Origin of the sequence: Methanohalophilus sp. WG1-DM (assembly GCF_004104135.1) — an archaeon.
Taxonomy (GTDB): Archaea; Halobacteriota; Methanosarcinia; order Methanosarcinales; family Methanosarcinaceae; genus Methanohalophilus; species Methanohalophilus euhalobius.
Genome location: NZ_RRBA01000015.1, coordinates 1 through 17,761, shown reverse-complemented (window position 1 = coordinate 17,761; position 17,761 = coordinate 1). Strand labels below are relative to the sequence as shown.

Sequence of the window (17,761 nt, the reverse complement as noted above, 5' to 3'; positions counted from 1 at the left end):
TTTGAAGACATTCTCCCCCCCCCCCGGGTGTAAAGCCTCAAAAAAGCCCTGCAAGATGGCAGGGCTTGCCCTATGCCATCAGATTATTATTGCAGGTGCCTTCTCATCCTTTTCCTCATCGTATTCAGCGACAAGGGCTTCGGTGGAGAGTACCATTCCTGCAATAGAGGCTGCATTCTGTAAGCCGCTTCTGACTACTTTTGTCGGGTCAATTACACCTGCATTGTAAAGGTTTTCAACGATTCCCTTCTTGGCATTGTAGCCCACTTCTTCGTCAGCTTCGGCTTTAATAAGTGCTATCACCTCGGCACCTTCCTTACCTGCGTTGTGTGCAATCTGGCGCAGGGGTGCTTCAAGAGCCTTTTTAACAATATTGGCACCAACCATCTGCTCTTTCTCGAGTTCCAGGGTTTCCAGACTTGGGATTGCATGGAATAATGTCACACCGCCACCTGCAAGTACGCCTTCTTCAACGGCGGCTTTTGTGGCATTGAGGGCATCGTCGATTCTCATCTTCCTTTCTTCAAGTTCGGTTTCTGTTGCAGCACCAACTTTGATTACTGCCACACCACCGCCGAGTTTGGCCAGTCTTTTTTGCAATTCCTTCTTCTTGTATTCAGCATCAGTGATATTGATCTGAGACTCTATCATTTTCATACGGCTTTCGATAGCACCTTTATCCCCTTTACCTTCAATGATTGTGGTCTTCTGCTTGTCCACACTGACCTTGTGGGCACTTCCGAGCATATCGTCGGTAACATCCTCGAGTTTCATTCCCTTGTCTTCACTGACAACAGTTCCGCCTGTCAGGACAGCCAGGTCTTCCAGCATATCCTTCTGGTCGTTACCAAATCCGGGCGCCTTGACCGCACTGACTTTGAGGGACCCTCTCATAATATTGAGAATAAGGGCTGCCTGTGCATCCCCCTCTACATCCTGTGCGACTATCAGGAGGGGTTTTCCTTCCTGTGCGACTTTTTCGAGCACCGGTACTATCTGGTTTACATTATTGATTTTCTTGTCTGTAAGGAGGATGTACGGATTCTCAAGTTCACAAACCATTTTTTCCTGATCGGTTGCCATATACGGTGAGACATATCCTCTGTCAAACTGCATGCCTTCAACAACTTCCAGGGTTGTCTCCATTGTTTTGGAGTCGTCTACGGTAATTACGCCATTGTATCCGACCCTGTCCATAGCATCGGATATCAGTTTGCCTATTTCCTCATCATTGTTGGCAGAAATTGTTCCTACCTGTATGATTCTTTCCTTATCCTTTACTTCCTTGCTCTGGGTCTGCAGGTATTCAACGGCTTTAGCGGTTGCTTTATCGATTCCCCTTTTGATTTCAATCGGATTGCCACCCGCTGTAATATTACGTATGCCTTCACTGATCATTGCCTGTGCGAGCAATGTTGCTGTAGTTGTCCCGTCTCCTGTATTATCCTGTGTGCGTGAAGCGACTTCCTTGACAAGTTTTGCTCCCATATTCTCAAACTTGTCTTTCAGCTCGATTTCTTTGGCAATTGTGACGCCGTCATTGGTAACTGTAGGGTTGCCTGATTTATCAAGCACAACATTTCTACCCTTGGGTCCAAGAGTTACTTTAACGGTGTTGGATACTTTGTCGATACCTCTCAGTAAAGCCTGCCTGGCATTTTCGTCGAAAGTGATCTGTTTAGTAGTCATTTATATACCCCGATAATTTATTCCTCAATAATTGCAAGTACATCCTTGAAGTCTATGAATAGATATTTCTCTCCGTCCATTTCCATTTCATCACTCTGGAATCCACCATAGATGATATGGTCGCCTTTTTTGACCGGTAATTCTTTACCGTCTTCATATGTGCCTACGGCTACAATATTTCCTTCCTTTTTCTCTTTCTGGGCACTTTCCGGGATGTATATTCCACCGGAAGTGACCTCCTTTTCCTTAATGGGTTTGATAAGAACTCTTTCTCCAACTGGTTTTATGTTCATGCTTTGTCCTCCTGACCATTTTCAGACTGACTCGGTCAGTATAGAATCTTAATGGTATGTATATTATTTAAACTTTTTGTATTTTATGCATTTCATATGTGTTTTGTATACATCATATCTACATAACTCAGTTATTTTTATATACTAGTATTCTGTTATTATCTTTTATGAGCCAGCAGATTATTCTGGTAAAACTGGAAAAACCTAGGGAGAAGGACCCTGACCAAGATCTATACTGGTTATGTAATAGCTTTGGTCTGTCTTCGGGAAGGGACATAGAAAACACGGCAAACCAGATTGTAATGACTTTGCTTGATAACATTGCCGAGAATGAACGTGTTTCATCGGAAATGATAGCTGAGGCCCTTGGCATAAATCTCTCTCGTGTTAATCACCATGTGCGGAATTTGGTAAAGGCAGGACTTGTTTACCGTGAAAAACGTCTGCTTCATCTAAGAGGAGGAAGCCTGAAGGCAGCAGTACATGAAATGCGCAAAGACTCCGAGCGTATGTTTGATGAACTGGAAGCCATTGCTTCAGATATTGACAAGCAAAAAGGTATTAGTAATCGTTGAAGAATACTTTTGTTGTATCCAGCTTATAAATTAAGGTCTTTAATTTCCATATTTTTTCTTCGGTATGCCAGTTTATTTTATATGGATAAATATTAAGATACTTCTCTATGGCAGAATATGCCTGCCAGAAAACAATTTATGGATTATTCAGATTTGACATTTTCTTTCCCTGGATATTTTTTAAATCGGAGGACAAAACAAGCCCCATGTGGATCATTGTCTTCTACCTGTATTGAACCATAACGATTCATCGTGGTCTTGACAATGTATAATCCCATTCCGCCTTTGCCTGTGGAAAATCCTTCATCAAAAACTTTCTTTTTTATGGAATCAGGTATGCCGGTTCCGTTATCACTTACCCGAACCTCTACATCATCTTCTTTCTCTTGCACCTTTATGTCAACAATATCTGCTTTTCCATGTTTAATTGAATTTTCTATCAGATTTTCAAAAATCGAATATATGACCTCATCGGCCATGACTGTGGCATCACCCTCTATACTTATTTTTAAGTCATATTTACCACGTAGCTTTTCAAAAACCTTACTTAATTGAAATGGTTTGAGTTTTTTCTCAAAATCCAGTGTTTTTTCAAACATTCCCATTTCGTTTATCCGGGAAATACTCTTTTTCACTGCCCTTTTAATCATGTCAAGGTATTTATCATCCCTTTTGTTCCTGAATATATCTACAGACATTGAAATCGCACTCAGATCATTGGATATATCATGGCGAAGGATCTGGTTGACGGTTTGCAGTTCTTTTGTGAGCTGTGCCTGCTGCCTTTGCGTGTTCTTTTTTTCTGTAACATCCTCATAAACAGCAACAACATCTCCGTTTGCAAGTTTGTAGATGTCGTTTTCCCTCCATCCTTCTCTTTCTGAGTCACAATAATGGATGGGTTCCGTATGTATGGGATCGCCGGTATTCCATACCTTCCTTAAGTTGTCCAAAAAGCCTGTTTCTCTGGAATTGGGGAAGGTTAAAGTTACTTTTTTCCCTATGACATCTTCCTTCTTCACCCCTTCAATTTTTTCCACTGCCGGGTTTATATCCTTGATAAGGAAGTCTTCTCCGTTATCAACCGGCTCAAAAACAGCTACTCCGTTTTTCATTGCCCTGAAAAGGTCTGTATATTTTTTCCTTTCCTGATTCAATTCCCCAAACAACATCTCATAGGGTTTGTCAAGACTTGTAACTATTACTGCCTTGTAGATAAGGTAAAAGGAAATTAACTTGAAAAAATGTCCCACAAGGTTTGAAAATCCATACACGCTTATGTAGAATGTAAAAGCGAGTTCTCCAATTATGGTAAAAACAATAGCCAATGCCAGATATTTGTACACATTAGGGAGGAAGTTGCTTCTTTTTTGGTGCAGTAATGTAAGTGCTACTAGCAGGATAGAAGCGATCAGGTATTCACTGTATATTTTAAAAGAAGTCAACCCTGCTCCTTCTATGTAAGAATCCGGGAAATATCCGCCAAAAATTGAAACAATCAGGATTGTTGTGATGATTAGATAGGTTGTTGTCACATTTGAAGCTTTCACCTTTTTCCCCATGAGGAAAAATGATACTACAAGGATCAAACTTTCCAGATATCTTGCTGCTATCCACAGCTGTGTGGGTAGATTTGTATCATAGCCTGGAAATATACCCATGCCTTTATACGCAAAGGTATGCAAAAGATCAATCGAGGCTATGAAAAGGTATCCAATCCCTGCAGCCAGTATGTAATTGTTTTCTATAATGTTCCTGCGGTTCCAGACTATCAGGAAAAAAGCAACTGCAACTACTATGCTGAATAATTCCACAAGTGAATGGAATAAAAGAAAATTATCAAGGCTTATAATATACAATCCGGCTATTACCACTGCTAGAAAGATAATATCACTGTCTTTCCTAAAATCGGTATTATTTTGATTCATATAGCCTCTTCAATGCGAATAGAAGGAACTGTTCTTTTCATTATATGTATTAATGTTATATATGTATTATATTATCCAAATACTGTCGTGTAATACATGAAAAAGAAAAATACGAAACCTATGATAATTGAAATGGAGAATGTCACAGTTTGTAAAAATGGCAACATATTACTGGACAATTTCTCTCTTAATATTAAAAATGGAGAAAATGTTGCGATTATCGGTCCTAATGGAGCGGGCAAATCCTCTTTTATCAAAACGGTTACAGGAGATTTACGTCCTCTTCAATCTGAAAAAACGATTGTCCGCTTATTCGGAAAGAAACGCTGGGATATTTTCGGATTGCGCAACAAAATGGGTATAATCAGCGGTGATCTGCAGGACGAATACATGCGTAATATTCCGGGAATCGAGGTGGTGGTATCTGGTTTTTTTAGCAGTATAGGCCTGTATCGCAATCATACTATTACAGGGGATATGAAAAGGCGGGCTCATGAGGTGCTCGGCTTTCTTGGTATTGAGCATCTTGCCTCACGTCCCATAAACGAAATGTCAACAGGACAGGCTCGCAGGCTACTGGTTGCCAGGGCACTTGTGCATGACCCGGATGTACTGATACTGGATGAACCTGCAAACAGCTTAGATATCAGGGCACGGCATATTTTCAGGCAGTCCATGCGCACTATTGCTTCAAAAGGTAAAAACATAATTCTTGTGACACATAATCTCGAAGATCTGATTCCCGAAATTGACAGGGTGGTCCTGCTCAGCGAAGGAAGGGTATACAGGGACGGGCCAGCGGATGAAATATTAACTGCAGAAAACCTGTCTGATATATTTGGAATACAGGTGCAAGTTTTCTCTAAGGATGGTTACTATCACGCCTGGTGATTATTTACGTATCATGGACTGGATTTCTGAACTGACTGTGGGGAACACATAAACCACTCTCTTGAATTCAGAGAGCGTCAATCCGAGCCTTATTGCCATTGCAAAGAGATTAATCACTTCTTCTGAATGAGACCCCAGTAGGTGGGCGCCTGCAATTGTTTGGCTATCTTTTTCTATGATGACCTTTGAGGCTGCATAGTTTTCCGACAGGCGCCTGCTGTTATACCAATGGCTGCGGTCATGGATCAGGACTTCATACTTTTCAGTAGATTCGGACAGACTAACACCTACACTTGAGAGAGGAGGAAGGGTAAATACTGTGGAAGGAATGCCGGTATAATCCACTGTCTTGACATTTCCTTTTATTATATTGTCTGCTGCAGTAGTTCCCTGCAGACTTGCAACAGGGGTTAAAGGAGCTCCCGGCTTTACACAATCGCCGGCTGCATATACATAAGGATTGGAGACACTTTGCATGTACTCATTTGTCTCCACGAATCCGTCTTTGGTTTCAACATTCCCCTTTTCAAGTTCCATTCCTTCAAGGGCTGCAACCCTGCCGGAACCGTTGACAACCAGGTCACATTCAATCCGGGATTCTTTGCCCTCACTGTCCCTGGTATTCACAGTATATCCTGCTGAAGTACTTTCAACAGAACTGACAGAGACACCGGTATTGACATTTATGCCGGCTTCTTCGGAAGCTTTTACCAGTAATTTGACCATGTCCCTGTCAAAATGTTTGAGCACTTCACTTCTTTGTAAGATAGTTACCTGGCTTCCCGCCCGGGCAGCGATATGGGCAAATTCGAACGAAATATAGCCACCACCCACAAAAACAATTCTACTGGGCAATTCATCGAGATTGAGAAATTGTTCACTTGTAATCAGATGTTCTTCTCCCTTGATTCCGATTTTTCGGGGTACTGAGCCGGATGCAATCAAAATGTGTTTGCCCTTGAGGACTGTATCTGCTATCTTGACTTCATTTTGGGAAACAAACTTTGCCCCGCCATGATAGGTCTCAACATCCATATTTTTGAACTTTTCTTCCTTGTTGGCGGGGAAATTTTCCACAAACGTTTGCTTATATTCCATTAACTTGCTCCAGTCTACGGAAGATTGTGGCATGATCCCCAGTTTGTTGAAACGATTAACCTGTTCAACGGTTTCTGCAACACCCACAAGTACTTTTTTTGGCACACATCCCCGAAGTGCACATGTCCCGCCATATTCTCTGATATCTGTAATTGCGATCTTCATTCCTGCCGCAGCTGCCTTGTTCGCACAAACGGTACCTGCTACACCTGTCCCAATGATTATAATATCATATTCTCTGGCCATTTCTTTCAACCCTTAGGGGAAAATTAGGTGGTTGGAAGATAAATGGCTATCGCAAATATGGTTTAAAAATCGAAAAGAGTCTTCTGGGATTTGGCAGGTTTTGGATTATCCTTTTCCTTTCCTCCCATTTGATTTTCTTCTGCAGGGTCTTTTTCTGCTGAAAACATGGAATCAAGGGTTGACTGTCCCTTGTCTTTTTCAGGAGCATGCATGAATATGTCGATATCTTCATCTTCCTTTTCATGCATCATTTCCCGGGAAGCATCATAGATTTTCTGGATTTTCTTTGTCACCCTTTTGCTTTCCGTCAGGTAGGCAATCTCATCTACATCGAGTTCAAGAGAATATGCTGCATCAACTGCATAGTCCTCGTTTTTGAGTAAAAGCCCGTACATTCGAAGCAGGTCTATACGGCAATCCCTGATTGGTTCATTGCAGTGTAATCCCACCTTTGCAGCTATGTTATCCCTCATGTTTCTTTTGGAGCGCAGTTGGCCCATACGTCTCCACATGGAAGGGGGTTGTAACTTGCGGAAACCGGAATGGGGATGCTTCTTTGCCATTGCCGTTCCTCCGCTTAACAGAAATCCTGCATATCTCCAGAGCCCGTAGTTCTGCCGCAATCGTACCCTGCCAAGATATGTGTCAGCTCTTGAAAGATTATGGTAGGCGGCAGTTAAATCTTCACTTAGTGTTTCATCCTTGTCCAGATACTGGTTGGGGAGGTTCTCGTCCACCCACTGAATAAGGTCTTCAGGTGTTTCGTCCAGGGAAAAAGTAGCCCTGTAGGCTTCAACAGGGTCCATGCCCTTGAAAACTTTGGTAAGTACTTTGAAAATAGATTCTTTTGTATCCCTTTCGGCTGTTGTTACATCCACAACTTCTATCTCTTTTTTATCTGTTGCTGTTGCCTGCAAATCTTTTATGGCACTTCTTAGATCACCGCCTGTATTTTCAGCGATTTTCTCCAGCACGCCTGTACCACATATTATCCCTTCCATTTTGCATATCTTTTTCAGTGCAGACAGAATGGAGCGCTGGGGAATGGGATTGAATTTTATATTCACACAATGAGAACGCAGAGTTGATGAGAGGGCATACAGGTCATTGGCAATGAGTATAATAGGTTGATTGGATTTCTTGATCACATTCGTAATGGCCCGGGTTCCTCCCCTGTCGGCCGAGCCGTGCATATTATCTGCTTCATCCAGTATTATGAGGCGCTTTTGTATCCCTGTAAGTGTACTCATGCGTGAGGCAGAACCCGCCACCTTCTCGATAATCCCGGCAGTCCGCTGGTCACTGGCATTCATTTCTATAATTTCCCAACCCGTCTCATTTCCCAGTGCATGAGCAGCGGATGTCTTTCCAACACCGGCAGGCCCACTCAATATGACTGCTTTTTTTTCAGGAACTCCATGCTCCCATTCTTCTTTCCAGTCACGGAGGGCCTGCAGGGGCTTATTGTTCCCCACAACATCTGCCAGTTTGGCAGGACGGTATTTTTCTGCCCAATCTTGCGCTATTGTCATCTGTGACCTCACCTATATTAAAGCGAAAACTAATTAATAATTGTGTTGTTTGTTGATTGTTTAACTTTGCCTATTAATGAGGGTGCCCATGCAGAAAAAGACAGACGGATTGCTGGATATCATACGTACGAGGGCTCTTGATAATTGTCCCCGGGTTGCACTGGGTGTGCGCAATCCCACCCCCAAATTGATCCAGAGTGCAGAAAAAGCTCAGGTTGAAGGTTATGCCAGGGTGGTTCTTATAGGCAACCAGCGTGAGATATCGGCAATCGGGACAAACCTTGAAGTGATCGATACCCCACAACCGGAAAAAGTTCTCGGCAGTCTGCTTGCATCCGGGGATGTTGATGCGGCTGTGAGAGGCACGGCAAAAGCCTCGGGTACCCTGTCTCACCTCAAAGAAGTACTCGGCATCGAGAAATTATACAGGGTTGCTTTCCTGCTAACTCATGACAATAATCCTTTTTTCCTTGCACCTGTGGGTATTGATGAAGGCCACTCTCTTTCCGATAAAATCGAACTTGTACAAAGAAGTGCTGCCTATATCCGCAGGTTTGGTATTGAGCCTGAAATTGGCATCCTGTCGGGAGGGCGTATGGGGGATCTTGGCCGTGACGAACGTGTGGATCGCACCCTGGCAGATGCGGATTTCCTGGCAAACCGGTTAAACGATGCAGGAATCGATGCAAAACATTACACGATACTTATAGAGGATGCCATCAGGAAATCTAACTTCATCCTTGCCCCGGATGGCATATCAGGTAATCTTATCTTCCGTTCACTTGTATTTCTGGGTGGAGGCAATGGAATAGGGGCACCCGTCCTACTGGATAAACATGTGTTTATTGATACATCCCGGGCGGGAGGCCATTATACTCTGGCCATAATGCTTGCCGCATCTCTTGTTTCCAACAAAAAGGAGGTAGTATAAATTGTATACAGTTTCTGAAAAATGGCCTGTTACAAAAGGGGATTTCAGTGCAGGCAATCCCAAATCCTGTATTGCCGTGGTAACCCTTGCAAGTTCGATGCCTCTGTTTGAAAAAGCAGCAATCTGGGGTAGTTGCAAAACGGAAAACCTGGGGGCTGAGAAAGTCGTAATGAATGTCGTTTCCAACTGCAATATCAGGTACATACTTCTCTGTGGTAGTGAATCCCGGGGCCATCTTGCCGGCCAGACCCTGAAAGCCCTTTATGAAAACGGTATTGATGAAGATGGCAGGATTCTGGGCTCCGAGGGGGCGATTCCCTTTATTGAGAACCTGGAGATTGAAACCATTGAGCGTTTCCGCCAACAGGTGGAACTTATAGACCGTACCGGGCTTACTGACATTGAGGAAATATACTCGATTGTTGACAATTATCATGATTCGGAGAAACCCTTTGAAGCTTCTCCAATATCCTTTAAAAAAGCTGTCAGGAAATATCAGCCACCTGAATCCATCGGTGCTGATATACTTATCAGTGAAAAAGTGGTTATGGATGCATTTTCCGGTTTTATTTACGAGATCGCTTGAGGTTTTCAGATGTTCAGGTTCCAAAAAGAGCAAAAAATTGCCAATATTGCCGGTGTGAAAATCGGCGCAAATCCCGGTGAACTGCCCACAGCCCTTGCAGGCACAATATTCTACGAAGGACATGATATAGTGGAGGATGCTAATGAAGGGTTGTTTGATCGCAAAATTGCAGAGGACCTGCTCAATTCCCAGCGGGCATCATCTGATGAAACCGGTAATCCCTGTCTGGTGCACATATTCGGCAATACCGAACAAGCCCTACGCAACTATATTGATTTTGTCAGTGAAATTACGGATTCTCCTTTCCTTATCGATTCCCCCGACCCCTTGGCCCGGATGGCTGCGGCAGAATATGTGAGTGAGATTGGTCTCGGTGACAGGGCAGTTTACAATTCCATAAATATGACCATTGGTGAAAAGGAACGCAAGGTGTTAAAAGATTCAGATATAGACAGCTCCATAGTTCTGGGTTTTAATGCCATGGATTCAGGTTTCAAAGGCAGGATGCAACTTCTGGAGTCCGGTACATCTTCAATGGACAAAGGCCTGATTGATATCGCTCTGGAATGCGGAATGTGCAATATACTGATTGACCCCGGGATAACTCCTATGGGTAATGGTTCCGGGGTCAGCCTGAGGATTACGCTGGCAGCCAAGGCCAAATGGGGGTTGCCGGTAGGTTCGGGAATTCACAACGCTCCTTCTTCCTGGGAATGGCTCAGGGATAAAAAGAAACATGATCCCCTTGTGTTTAAGATGTGTGATATCGCATCTGCCGTAATGCAGCAGGCAGCGGCCGGAAATTTTGTGCTTTATGGCCCCATTGAGAATGCGCCCTACATTTTCCCTGTGGCTGCGATGTCAGATATCATGATCTATGAATCTGCCGAGGAATTTGAAATAGAACCTGCTTCTTCCCATCCATTTAACAGGTTGGTCTGACTATATCGTTTTATAAATAAGTCAATGGTCTATACTAATGAAGTGATTCAGATGAGACAATTGAAAATTGACATTCCTGATAACCTCTTTGCGAAACTGGAACTGATGCCGGATAGTGACAATTTTATATGCAGTTTGCTCGAAGATGCCCTTGATACTGAAAAGACAATCGATGATTCAGGCTTGATGGCTCAAAAACTCATCTCAATCGAAAACAGATTGAAATCTATTGAGGACCACATTGCAGGCACTTCCTCGCCAGGTCCAGTTCCCCCTTCTTATGTGGCTGATACTTCATCTGCGGATGAAATACCTGTAGTGACTGCAAATCCTGAATCCGGCGAAGTTGGTGAACAGGATGATGATCCGTTCTATACTGGAATGAAAAGGATAAGGAATAATGAAAAAGTGATCTCCGTGGACGAAGTGCCTTCTCCTCTTAAACAGAGTATACTCCAGTATCTTCCTGATGGTATGATAATTAAAAAGCAAGTTCTTATAAGCCTGCTTTCGGTCCGCTATCCGAAGGATGAAGTTGAAAATAGTATTGAAGATATGATCGGGGAAGGCACCATCTCCACCGTGGATAAAAAAGATGGCCCCTGCGTTCAACGTAGCTGATTATTCCCTGATAGCACCCTTGTTGGCAGAACTTACGGATTTCCTGTAACGGGCAAGATATCCTTTTACTTCTTTTACAAGAGGTTCGAAGTTTTCTTTTCTCTTTTGCATCTCTTTTTCATCGATAAGAAGCTCCAGTTTCCTTGCAGGGATATCGATCTCTATCATGTCCCCTTCCTCTATTAGGCCAATTGGTCCGCCTTCCATGGCTTCCGGAGAAATATGGCCTATACAGGGCCCCCTGGTTCCACCGGAAAATCTGCCATCTGTGATAAGGGCAACTGAATCTGCCAGCCCCATGCCTGCAATTGCCGATGTCGGGGAAAGCATTTCCCTCATTCCCGGCCCTCCTTTGGGGCCTTCATAACGGATTACCACAACATCTCCGGGCTTGATGTTATTATCAAGGATTGCATGCATGGCTTCTTCCTCACTTTCAAAGACCCTTGCAGGGCCCTTGTGCTGCATCATTCCGGACTCAACAGCTGCCTGTTTGACCACTCCACCTTCCGGGGCGAGGTTTCCTTTCAGTATTGCCAGACCTCCTTCCTTATGGAGGGGCTTATCAAGGGTCTGGATAATCTTCTTATTTATGGCAGGATTTATGATCACGTATTCGTCGATATTTTCTCCAACTGTCTTTCCAGTGATAGTTCTTTCTCCGAGATTGAGTTTTGGTTTCAATCTCTGCATTATTGCATGCACACCACCGGCTCTTTCAAAATCGATCATGTGATATTTGCCACCAGGTCTCAATCCGATGAGATGCGGGATTGAACGGCCCAGGCGATCAAATGTATCCAGGGGCAGTTCCATTTCGAATGCATGGGCAATAGCCGGCAGGTGCAGGGCTGTGTTGGTACTCCCGCCTACCGCCATGTCTACCATGATAGCATTCTCGAAAGATTTCTGGCTGACCACCTTGCGTGCTGACAAACCTTCATCCACCATTGCAACGATACGTTCTCCGGATTCCTTGGCGATGTGGATCTTTTTGGCATCTACCGCATGGGCCGTGGCACAGCCGGGCAGGCTCAGTCCAAGCGCTTCGGTCATACAAGCCATTGTATTGGCGGTAAACATTCCGGCACATGATCCGGCACCCGCACATGATACATTTTCAAGTACTTTCAGTTGCTCGGCGGTGGCTTTGCCGGTGCGGTGTTCCCCGATTCCTTCGAATACGGAGATCAGGTCCCGGGGCTCATCTCCCGAAAAACCGGGTAGCATAGGTCCGCCGGTAACCACGATAGTCGGAATATCAAGCCGGCCGGCAGCCATGAGATGGCCGGGTGTGATTTTATCACATGATGTGATCATTACCATGCCGTCCAGACGGTGGCCTTCGAGCATGAGTTCGATCGAATCCTCGATGACTTCCCTGCTTGGGAGGGAATATCTCATTCCTTCATGACCCATCGCAATACCGTCACATATGCCTATGGTATTGAATTCAAAGGGAACTCCCCCGGCATTGCGTATGCCTGCTTTGACGGCTTCGGATACTTTATCAAGATGAATATGGCCTGGAACAACTTCGGTCCAGGAATTCACCACCGCGATAAACGGTTTTTCCATTTCTGAATCTGTAACTCCTGTAGCTCTGAGGAGGGAACGGTTAGGTGCCCTCTCTGTCCCTTTTTTGATACTGTCACTTCTCATGTGGAAACCTCTGGGTAATTACTCCATATGTATGAAACATTAAATATAAGTAAGCTTTCTGTTTGTCATTATAGGAAGGTCCACGGTATCCATGAAAATTGCAATCATAGACGGTTATGTTGACGAACCCGCATGTTTCGGAGTTCCTCCTTATATTTCTCCCTACATACGCTATATAGCAGGAGCCCTGGTTGAGCGTGGTATCGGTCGGGATAATATATCCTATTTCACAATAGACGGTATCAGGAACAGTAAAAAGGAAGACCTTGCCCTGCTTGGTCGGGCTGATCTTGTAGTTATCCTGTCGGGAATGACCGTCCCCGGCAAATACCTGCGCTCCTCTCCTATCACCCTGAAGGAAATCGAATACCTTTGCAGGACCGCTGCGGGTGTGAAGGTGATCGGTGGACCTATACGCCTGGGTTACAGCAGTGAAGGCGGCATGGCAGCCTCAACCCTTGAAATGGCTGATGAAAATGTATTTGTTGCACGGCAGGACATCGAGGCATTTGTGCATGATATAATTGCCCCCGGCCCTTGCATCGGGGACCCTGATAATGTTGAACACCGGATGCGTACGGTTGGGGAGATTGGCAGATGGGCCGACAAGGGTGCCTTTATAATCAGGCAGCATCCGGATTTTCCGAATATAATGTGTGAGATGGAAACCTATCGCGGATGTGGCAGGGATACTCACTGTTCTTTTTGTACTGAATTCTTTTATGGTCCGTCAACCTACCGTTCCGTGGAGGATGTCGTTGCCGAAGCCGCCAGTCTTTATAAGGAAGGTGCCCTGTATTTCCGCCTGGGTCGTCAACCTGATCTTTTCACCTATCATGCAGTGGATTTAGGGGATTCTCTCCCAAGGCCGAATCCGCAGGCGCTTGAATCTCTGTACTCGGGTATCCGGAAAGTGGCTCCGGGGCTGGAGGTACTGCATATGGACAATGCCAATCCGGCCACTATAGCCACCTATCCGGATGAATGTAGTAAAATCATGAAGACCATTTTGAAATATCACACACCCGGGGATGTAGCAGCCATGGGTATGGAAAGTGCTGATCCCGCTGTAATCAGGGCCAACAATCTCAAAGCAATGCCTGATGATGTATTTGAAGCTGTAAAATTGATGAATGAGATTGGAAGCATAAGAGGTGAGAATGGTCTTTCACATCTGCTTCCCGGACTTAATTTTGTACACGGTCTGGCAGGAGAAACAAAGAAAACCTTCGGATTGAATTATGATTTCTTGAAAAATATCCTGGATGATGGTCTTTTGTTGCGCAGGATAAACATTCGCCAGGTTATGCCTTTTAGCGGAACTCCTGTGGCAGAACAGCAGCTCCCTCTGGCCAAAAACCGGAAAATGTTTTTGAAATACAAGGAAAAGGTCCGCAAGGATATTGATTTACCCATGCTGAAGAGGGTCGTGCCCGAGGGGACTGTACTTAAGGATGTGCTTTGCGAGGTATGGGGTGAGAGTTCGGTGGGTACCTTTGGCAGGCAACTGGGTTCCTACCCAATACTTGTAGGTATCTCAGAAAAACTTCCCATAGGTGAATTTGTTGATGTGAGGGTAACAGGTCACGGTTTCAGGTCTATTTCAGCCACAGTAGTTCGTGAATGACAAGTTTTATCATGAATAGTAAATTAGTCGGAGCATGAGAAAACTACTATTTATTTTGGCACTTGCCGCAATTCTTCTCATAAGTGGCTGCTCGACCCCCGCTGAAGTTGCAGAGGAAGGAGACAATGTCACCGTGGATTATGTTGGTGAGTTTGAAAACGGTACGGTATTTGATACTTCCATAGAAGAAGTTGCCCGGGAAGAGGGAATACACAACCCTGCCAGATCATATGAACCTCTGGGCTTTACCCTGGGAGGAGAAGGGATGATCAAAGGTTTTGACAGTGCAGTGCAGGGAATGGCTGTCGGGGAAGAAAAGACAGTGCAACTTTCACCTGAACAGGCATATGGCCCCTACAAAGAAGAACTTGTCAGGGCAGTACCCCTTGGTGATTTGCCCAATACAACGACACCATACCAAATAGGTGACCGGCTTTCAACCGCCTATGGCCGGCAGGTAGTTATTGTTGATGTCAATGACACCGCTGCAATGATTGATTTCAATCATCCTATGGCCGGTAAAACACTGAAATTCAATATTACGCTGGTATCCATAGAAGAATAAAAAGTAACATTAAATGGTTGAATATCCTGAGTGGATATTCAATCACTCTTTTTCAAATTAACCATAATCAGGATTAAGCAAATTGTCCTGTATTGTGGACCCACTTTTGATTGTCAGGTCCGGCCAGATCTTGACATTGGAATGGATTGTTGAATCGTTCCCTATATGTACTCTTGGGCCTATTACAGTCCCGTTTTCCAGGCTGCAGTTTTGGCCAACCACTGTAGTGTTGTCAATCACAGTACCTGAAGTGTTACAATTACTTCCTATGGTCACATCATTGAATATATAGGATGAAAGAATTCTGCATCCATCCTTGATGACACAGTTAGAACCAATCGTCGTATATGGGCCTATCAGGACATTGTTGCCTATTGTTGTGTTCTCACCGAGCACCACTGGGCCCACAACTGCGGAGTTGGAACCGATCACCACATTGTTGCCTATTTTGAGGGGGCCGTTTATACGGGAATCCTTGGTGTTGAAGTGACCTTCAATGGTAGTTCCAGGCATTGATTCAAGCATCCAGCGCTGTGCCTGGCGATAGGCTGCCGGATTGCCTACATCGGTCCAGTGTCCTCGCACAAGCAAACCATTGATTCTTCTGTCTTCTGCCATCAGTGATGGAAACAGGTCTTTGGCAAAATCGTAGGGCTGGTTTTCCGGGATCCATTTGAAGATTTCCGGGTCACACATATATATACCCGTGCTTGCAAGATTGCTGAATGTTTCACCGGGTCCTGGTTTTTCAAGGAATCGATTTATACGGTTATTCACATCCATATCCGCGATGCCGAATTCCCTGGGATCATCTATGGATAGCAGACCGATTGTAATGATTGCGTCATTGCGCTCATGGAACCTGTACATATTACGGAGTTCAAGATCCATGACATGATCTCCTCCAACAACCAGGAACGGTTCATTACAGAGGTACTTCTCGGCATTTTTCACACCTCCTGCTGTGCCCAGTTTTGTTTCTTCATACACATATTCCACATGGACACCAAACATGCTGCCATCACCCAGTTTTTCCAGTATCTTATCACCCATGTAGCCCAGGGTGATAATTATCTCAGTGAATCCCTCTTTTGCAAGTTGCTCCACAAGGTGTACCACTGATGCTTTGTTGATGATTGGAATATTTGGTTTTGGTCTGTCAAACGTTAAAGGCCTAAGTCGGGTCCCCTTTCCTCCACACATAATACAGGCTTTCATATATAGGAATGATATTTTTTATGACTTAAAATTGTACCGATTTACATTTTCTTGATATCGTTTTCATTTTTCACTATGATTTCCTGTTCCCCCTTATACTCATCCACTTCTCCCTTTATCCTCAATTTATCCCCGACAGTTATCCGTGAATCTATATTCATTGCACCGTTATCTTCCGGTATAAATACAGTTAGCAAATCGGAATTATAATCTATCTGAAGAATCAGGTGATTTCCATTGAATGTGGCTTCCTTACTGTATAGGGTTCCTTCGATTGTCACAGTTTTCCCTACTTCTGTAGAATCTGTTAAGGGCTGTTCACCTGTTTTGTTAAAAGAGTTGGGAAAATAGGTGACATATGCTACAGCCAGGGATAATATCGCCATTGTCAGCAAAATCGCAATTACCTTTTCTTCTTTCTCCATGCTTAATTTTCCGTTCATCTTATTATGTTCGACCAATGTGTGTGACCTAGAAATATTTTTGTATCGATGACTAGTCGTGTCGTTTATGCGATAGAAGATAAAATTTCCTCTGATGGCAAATACTGGAAGGATTCACTGGCTCAATGAGGAACCTATTGGAAGGGGAACATACGTACTTTACTGGATGCAATCGGTTCATCCCCACATGTGTGGGGAACTCCCATGCAAACAATCTTCATCACCGGCGGACCCACCTGAAACGCTTCGTCTACTTCAGCTCCGCCGCCATCTATGGCGACACCTTACACACCCCCATAGATGAGAACCATCCCACACAACCCCTCTCCCCCTACGGCGTCAGCAAACTCGCAGGCGAACAGTACGCCCTCATGTACCACCGCGCCTTCGGCCTGCCCGTAGCAGTGCTGCGCCCCTTCAACATCTACAGCCCCCGCCAGGATCCCTCCAATCCCTACTCCGGTGTCATCACCAAATTCATCGAGCGTGCAAAAGCCGGCCAATCCCCGGTAATCTTCGGCGATGGCGAGCAGACCCGCGATTTCATCTCCGTACACGACATCGTGGATCTGGTAGAACTTCTGGTCGAAAAGGACGCAGCCATCGGCAGGGTTTTTAATGCAGGCACAGGCACACAGACCACCGTCAACCGGCTCGCCGAAATCGTACAAAACGTCTTTGACAGTGATCTGCCTGTAGAATACCAGGACGCCCGCACCGGTGACATCCGCCACAGCGTGGCCGACATCAGCGCTGCGCAAACGCTGGGTTTTGTCCCGCAAGTTTCCCTGGAGGAGGGGCTGGGGCGAGTTTGCGGGGGAGTGAAAATAACAATATTAATTTGTTTCAAGCCATTTGTCCCTGGCGATTTTGGCCTGCTTAAGAATTCTTTTTAGTAAAGCCACACCAATTTT

Annotated in this window: 17 protein-coding genes; 9 read left to right on the top strand and 8 right to left on the bottom strand. The window is 44.6% G+C overall.

Annotated elements, in window-relative coordinates; translation table 11 throughout:
• Nucleotides 1-78: 78 nt before the first annotated feature.
• Nucleotides 79-1,689 carry a chaperonin GroEL gene (groL, locus tag CI957_RS08980; protein WP_096712986.1) on the bottom strand — a complete coding sequence of 537 codons (1,611 nt, stop codon included), beginning with the start codon at nt 1,687-1,689 and terminating at the stop codon, nt 79-81.
• 17 nt (nt 1,690-1,706) lie between these two features.
• Nucleotides 1,707-1,982, bottom strand: a complete 276-nt coding sequence (gene groES, locus CI957_RS08975) for a co-chaperone GroES (RefSeq protein WP_096712985.1) — start codon at nt 1,980-1,982, stop codon at nt 1,707-1,709.
• Between the two features lie 167 nt (nt 1,983-2,149).
• Between groES and CI957_RS08970 the strand changes: the two genes are divergently transcribed.
• The gene (locus tag CI957_RS08970) at nt 2,150-2,557 is read left to right on the top strand and encodes a MarR family transcriptional regulator (protein WP_096712984.1); all 408 of its coding nucleotides are present in this window, start codon (nt 2,150-2,152) and stop codon (nt 2,555-2,557) included.
• A gap of 143 nt (nt 2,558-2,700) precedes the next feature.
• Here CI957_RS08970 and CI957_RS08965 read toward each other — a convergent pair whose 3' ends face one another.
• Nucleotides 2,701-4,485: an MASE3 domain-containing protein gene (locus tag CI957_RS08965; protein ID WP_128754675.1), complete on the bottom strand. Its 1,785-nt coding sequence runs from the start codon at nt 4,483-4,485 to the stop codon at nt 2,701-2,703.
• 96 nt (nt 4,486-4,581) lie between these two features.
• Between CI957_RS08965 and CI957_RS08960 the strand changes: the two genes are divergently transcribed.
• A complete protein-coding gene (locus tag CI957_RS08960) occupies nt 4,582-5,376 on the top strand; it encodes an ABC transporter ATP-binding protein (protein ID WP_105460965.1) in 795 nt (264 codons plus the stop codon).
• On the opposite strand, the gene CI957_RS08955 is transcribed toward CI957_RS08960, so the two are convergent.
• Entirely contained in the window at nt 5,377-6,720 is a 1,344-nt protein-coding gene (locus CI957_RS08955) for an NAD(P)/FAD-dependent oxidoreductase (RefSeq protein WP_128754674.1), read from the bottom strand.
• A gap of 62 nt (nt 6,721-6,782) precedes the next feature.
• Nucleotides 6,783-8,252 carry a replication factor C large subunit gene (locus CI957_RS08950; RefSeq protein ID WP_128754673.1) on the bottom strand — a complete coding sequence of 490 codons (1,470 nt, stop codon included), beginning with the start codon at nt 8,250-8,252 and terminating at the stop codon, nt 6,783-6,785.
• A gap of 88 nt (nt 8,253-8,340) precedes the next feature.
• Between CI957_RS08950 and mtxX the strand changes: the two genes are divergently transcribed.
• The 4 genes from mtxX to CI957_RS08930 are packed head-to-tail and all read left to right on the top strand — an operon-like array spanning nt 8,341 to nt 11,332.
• Nucleotides 8,341-9,183, top strand: coding sequence for a methanogenesis marker protein Mmp4/MtxX (gene mtxX / locus CI957_RS08945; RefSeq protein ID WP_096712979.1), 843 nt, complete (start codon nt 8,341-8,343; stop codon nt 9,181-9,183).
• Between the two features lies 1 nt (nt 9,184).
• Nucleotides 9,185-9,769 carry a tetrahydromethanopterin S-methyltransferase subunit A gene (locus CI957_RS08940; RefSeq protein ID WP_096712978.1) on the top strand — a complete coding sequence of 195 codons (585 nt, stop codon included), beginning with the start codon at nt 9,185-9,187 and terminating at the stop codon, nt 9,767-9,769.
• Nucleotides 9,770-9,778: 9 nt separating this feature from the next.
• Nucleotides 9,779-10,711, top strand: a complete 933-nt coding sequence (gene mtrH, locus CI957_RS08935) for a tetrahydromethanopterin S-methyltransferase subunit H (protein WP_128754672.1) — start codon at nt 9,779-9,781, stop codon at nt 10,709-10,711.
• A gap of 51 nt (nt 10,712-10,762) precedes the next feature.
• Nucleotides 10,763-11,332, top strand: a complete 570-nt coding sequence (locus tag CI957_RS08930; protein ID WP_128754671.1) for a hypothetical protein — start codon at nt 10,763-10,765, stop codon at nt 11,330-11,332.
• On the opposite strand, the gene ilvD is transcribed toward CI957_RS08930, so the two are convergent.
• Nucleotides 11,333-12,994 (bottom strand): dihydroxy-acid dehydratase, encoded by a 1,662-nt coding sequence (ilvD, locus tag CI957_RS08925; RefSeq protein WP_105460969.1) that lies wholly within the window; start codon nt 12,992-12,994, stop codon nt 11,333-11,335.
• A gap of 91 nt (nt 12,995-13,085) precedes the next feature.
• On the opposite strand from ilvD, the gene CI957_RS08920 reads away from it, so the two are divergent.
• Both CI957_RS08920 and CI957_RS08915 read left to right on the top strand, forming a co-directional pair.
• Nucleotides 13,086-14,621, top strand: a complete 1,536-nt coding sequence (locus CI957_RS08920; protein ID WP_128754670.1) for a radical SAM protein — start codon at nt 13,086-13,088, stop codon at nt 14,619-14,621.
• Nucleotides 14,622-14,655: 34 nt separating this feature from the next.
• Nucleotides 14,656-15,186: a peptidylprolyl isomerase gene (locus CI957_RS08915; RefSeq protein WP_096712973.1), complete on the top strand. Its 531-nt coding sequence runs from the start codon at nt 14,656-14,658 to the stop codon at nt 15,184-15,186.
• Nucleotides 15,187-15,243: 57 nt separating this feature from the next.
• Here the strand turns inward: CI957_RS08915 and CI957_RS08910 are convergent, their stop codons facing one another.
• Both CI957_RS08910 and CI957_RS08905 read right to left on the bottom strand, forming a co-directional pair.
• Nucleotides 15,244-16,404 carry a sugar phosphate nucleotidyltransferase gene (locus CI957_RS08910; protein WP_096712972.1) on the bottom strand — a complete coding sequence of 387 codons (1,161 nt, stop codon included), beginning with the start codon at nt 16,402-16,404 and terminating at the stop codon, nt 15,244-15,246.
• Between the two features lie 41 nt (nt 16,405-16,445).
• Complete coding sequence (locus CI957_RS08905) at nt 16,446-16,829, bottom strand: OB-fold nucleic acid binding domain-containing protein (protein ID WP_096712971.1); 384 nt, start codon at nt 16,827-16,829, stop codon at nt 16,446-16,448.
• Between the two features lie 155 nt (nt 16,830-16,984).
• Here CI957_RS08905 and CI957_RS08895 point away from each other — a divergent pair, with 155 nt between their 5' ends.
• Nucleotides 16,985-17,743, top strand: a complete 759-nt coding sequence (locus CI957_RS08895) for an NAD-dependent epimerase/dehydratase family protein (RefSeq protein ID WP_241646049.1) — start codon at nt 16,985-16,987, stop codon at nt 17,741-17,743.
• The last annotated feature ends 18 nt before the right edge of the window (nt 17,744-17,761 follow it).

Bases quoted from the DNA above. Each gene is read 5' to 3' on its own strand.
- CI957_RS08960 (WP_105460965.1), top strand. From the start codon at position 4,582: ATGAAAAAGAAAAATACGAAACCTATGATAATTGAAATGGAGAATGTC.
- CI957_RS08950 (WP_128754673.1), bottom strand. From the start codon at position 8,252: ATGACAATAGCGCAAGATTGGGCAGAAAAATACCGTCCTGCCAAACTG.
- CI957_RS08970 (WP_096712984.1), top strand. From the start codon at position 2,150: ATGAGCCAGCAGATTATTCTGGTAAAACTGGAAAAACCTAGGGAGAAG.
- CI957_RS08920 (WP_128754670.1), top strand. From the start codon at position 13,086: ATGAAAATTGCAATCATAGACGGTTATGTTGACGAACCCGCATGTTTC.
- mtrH (WP_128754672.1), top strand. From the start codon at position 9,779: ATGTTCAGGTTCCAAAAAGAGCAAAAAATTGCCAATATTGCCGGTGTG.
- ilvD (WP_105460969.1), bottom strand. From the start codon at position 12,994: ATGAGAAGTGACAGTATCAAAAAAGGGACAGAGAGGGCACCTAACCGT.
- groL (WP_096712986.1), bottom strand. From the start codon at position 1,689: ATGACTACTAAACAGATCACTTTCGACGAAAATGCCAGGCAGGCTTTA.
- CI957_RS08965 (WP_128754675.1), bottom strand. From the start codon at position 4,485: ATGAATCAAAATAATACCGATTTTAGGAAAGACAGTGATATTATCTTT.
- CI957_RS08915 (WP_096712973.1), top strand. From the start codon at position 14,656: ATGAGAAAACTACTATTTATTTTGGCACTTGCCGCAATTCTTCTCATA.
- mtxX (WP_096712979.1), top strand. From the start codon at position 8,341: ATGCAGAAAAAGACAGACGGATTGCTGGATATCATACGTACGAGGGCT.
- CI957_RS08905 (WP_096712971.1), bottom strand. From the start codon at position 16,829: ATGGAGAAAGAAGAAAAGGTAATTGCGATTTTGCTGACAATGGCGATA.
- CI957_RS08955 (WP_128754674.1), bottom strand. From the start codon at position 6,720: ATGGCCAGAGAATATGATATTATAATCATTGGGACAGGTGTAGCAGGT.
- groES (WP_096712985.1), bottom strand. From the start codon at position 1,982: ATGAACATAAAACCAGTTGGAGAAAGAGTTCTTATCAAACCCATTAAG.
- CI957_RS08910 (WP_096712972.1), bottom strand. From the start codon at position 16,404: ATGAAAGCCTGTATTATGTGTGGAGGAAAGGGGACCCGACTTAGGCCT.
- CI957_RS08930 (WP_128754671.1), top strand. From the start codon at position 10,763: ATGAGACAATTGAAAATTGACATTCCTGATAACCTCTTTGCGAAACTG.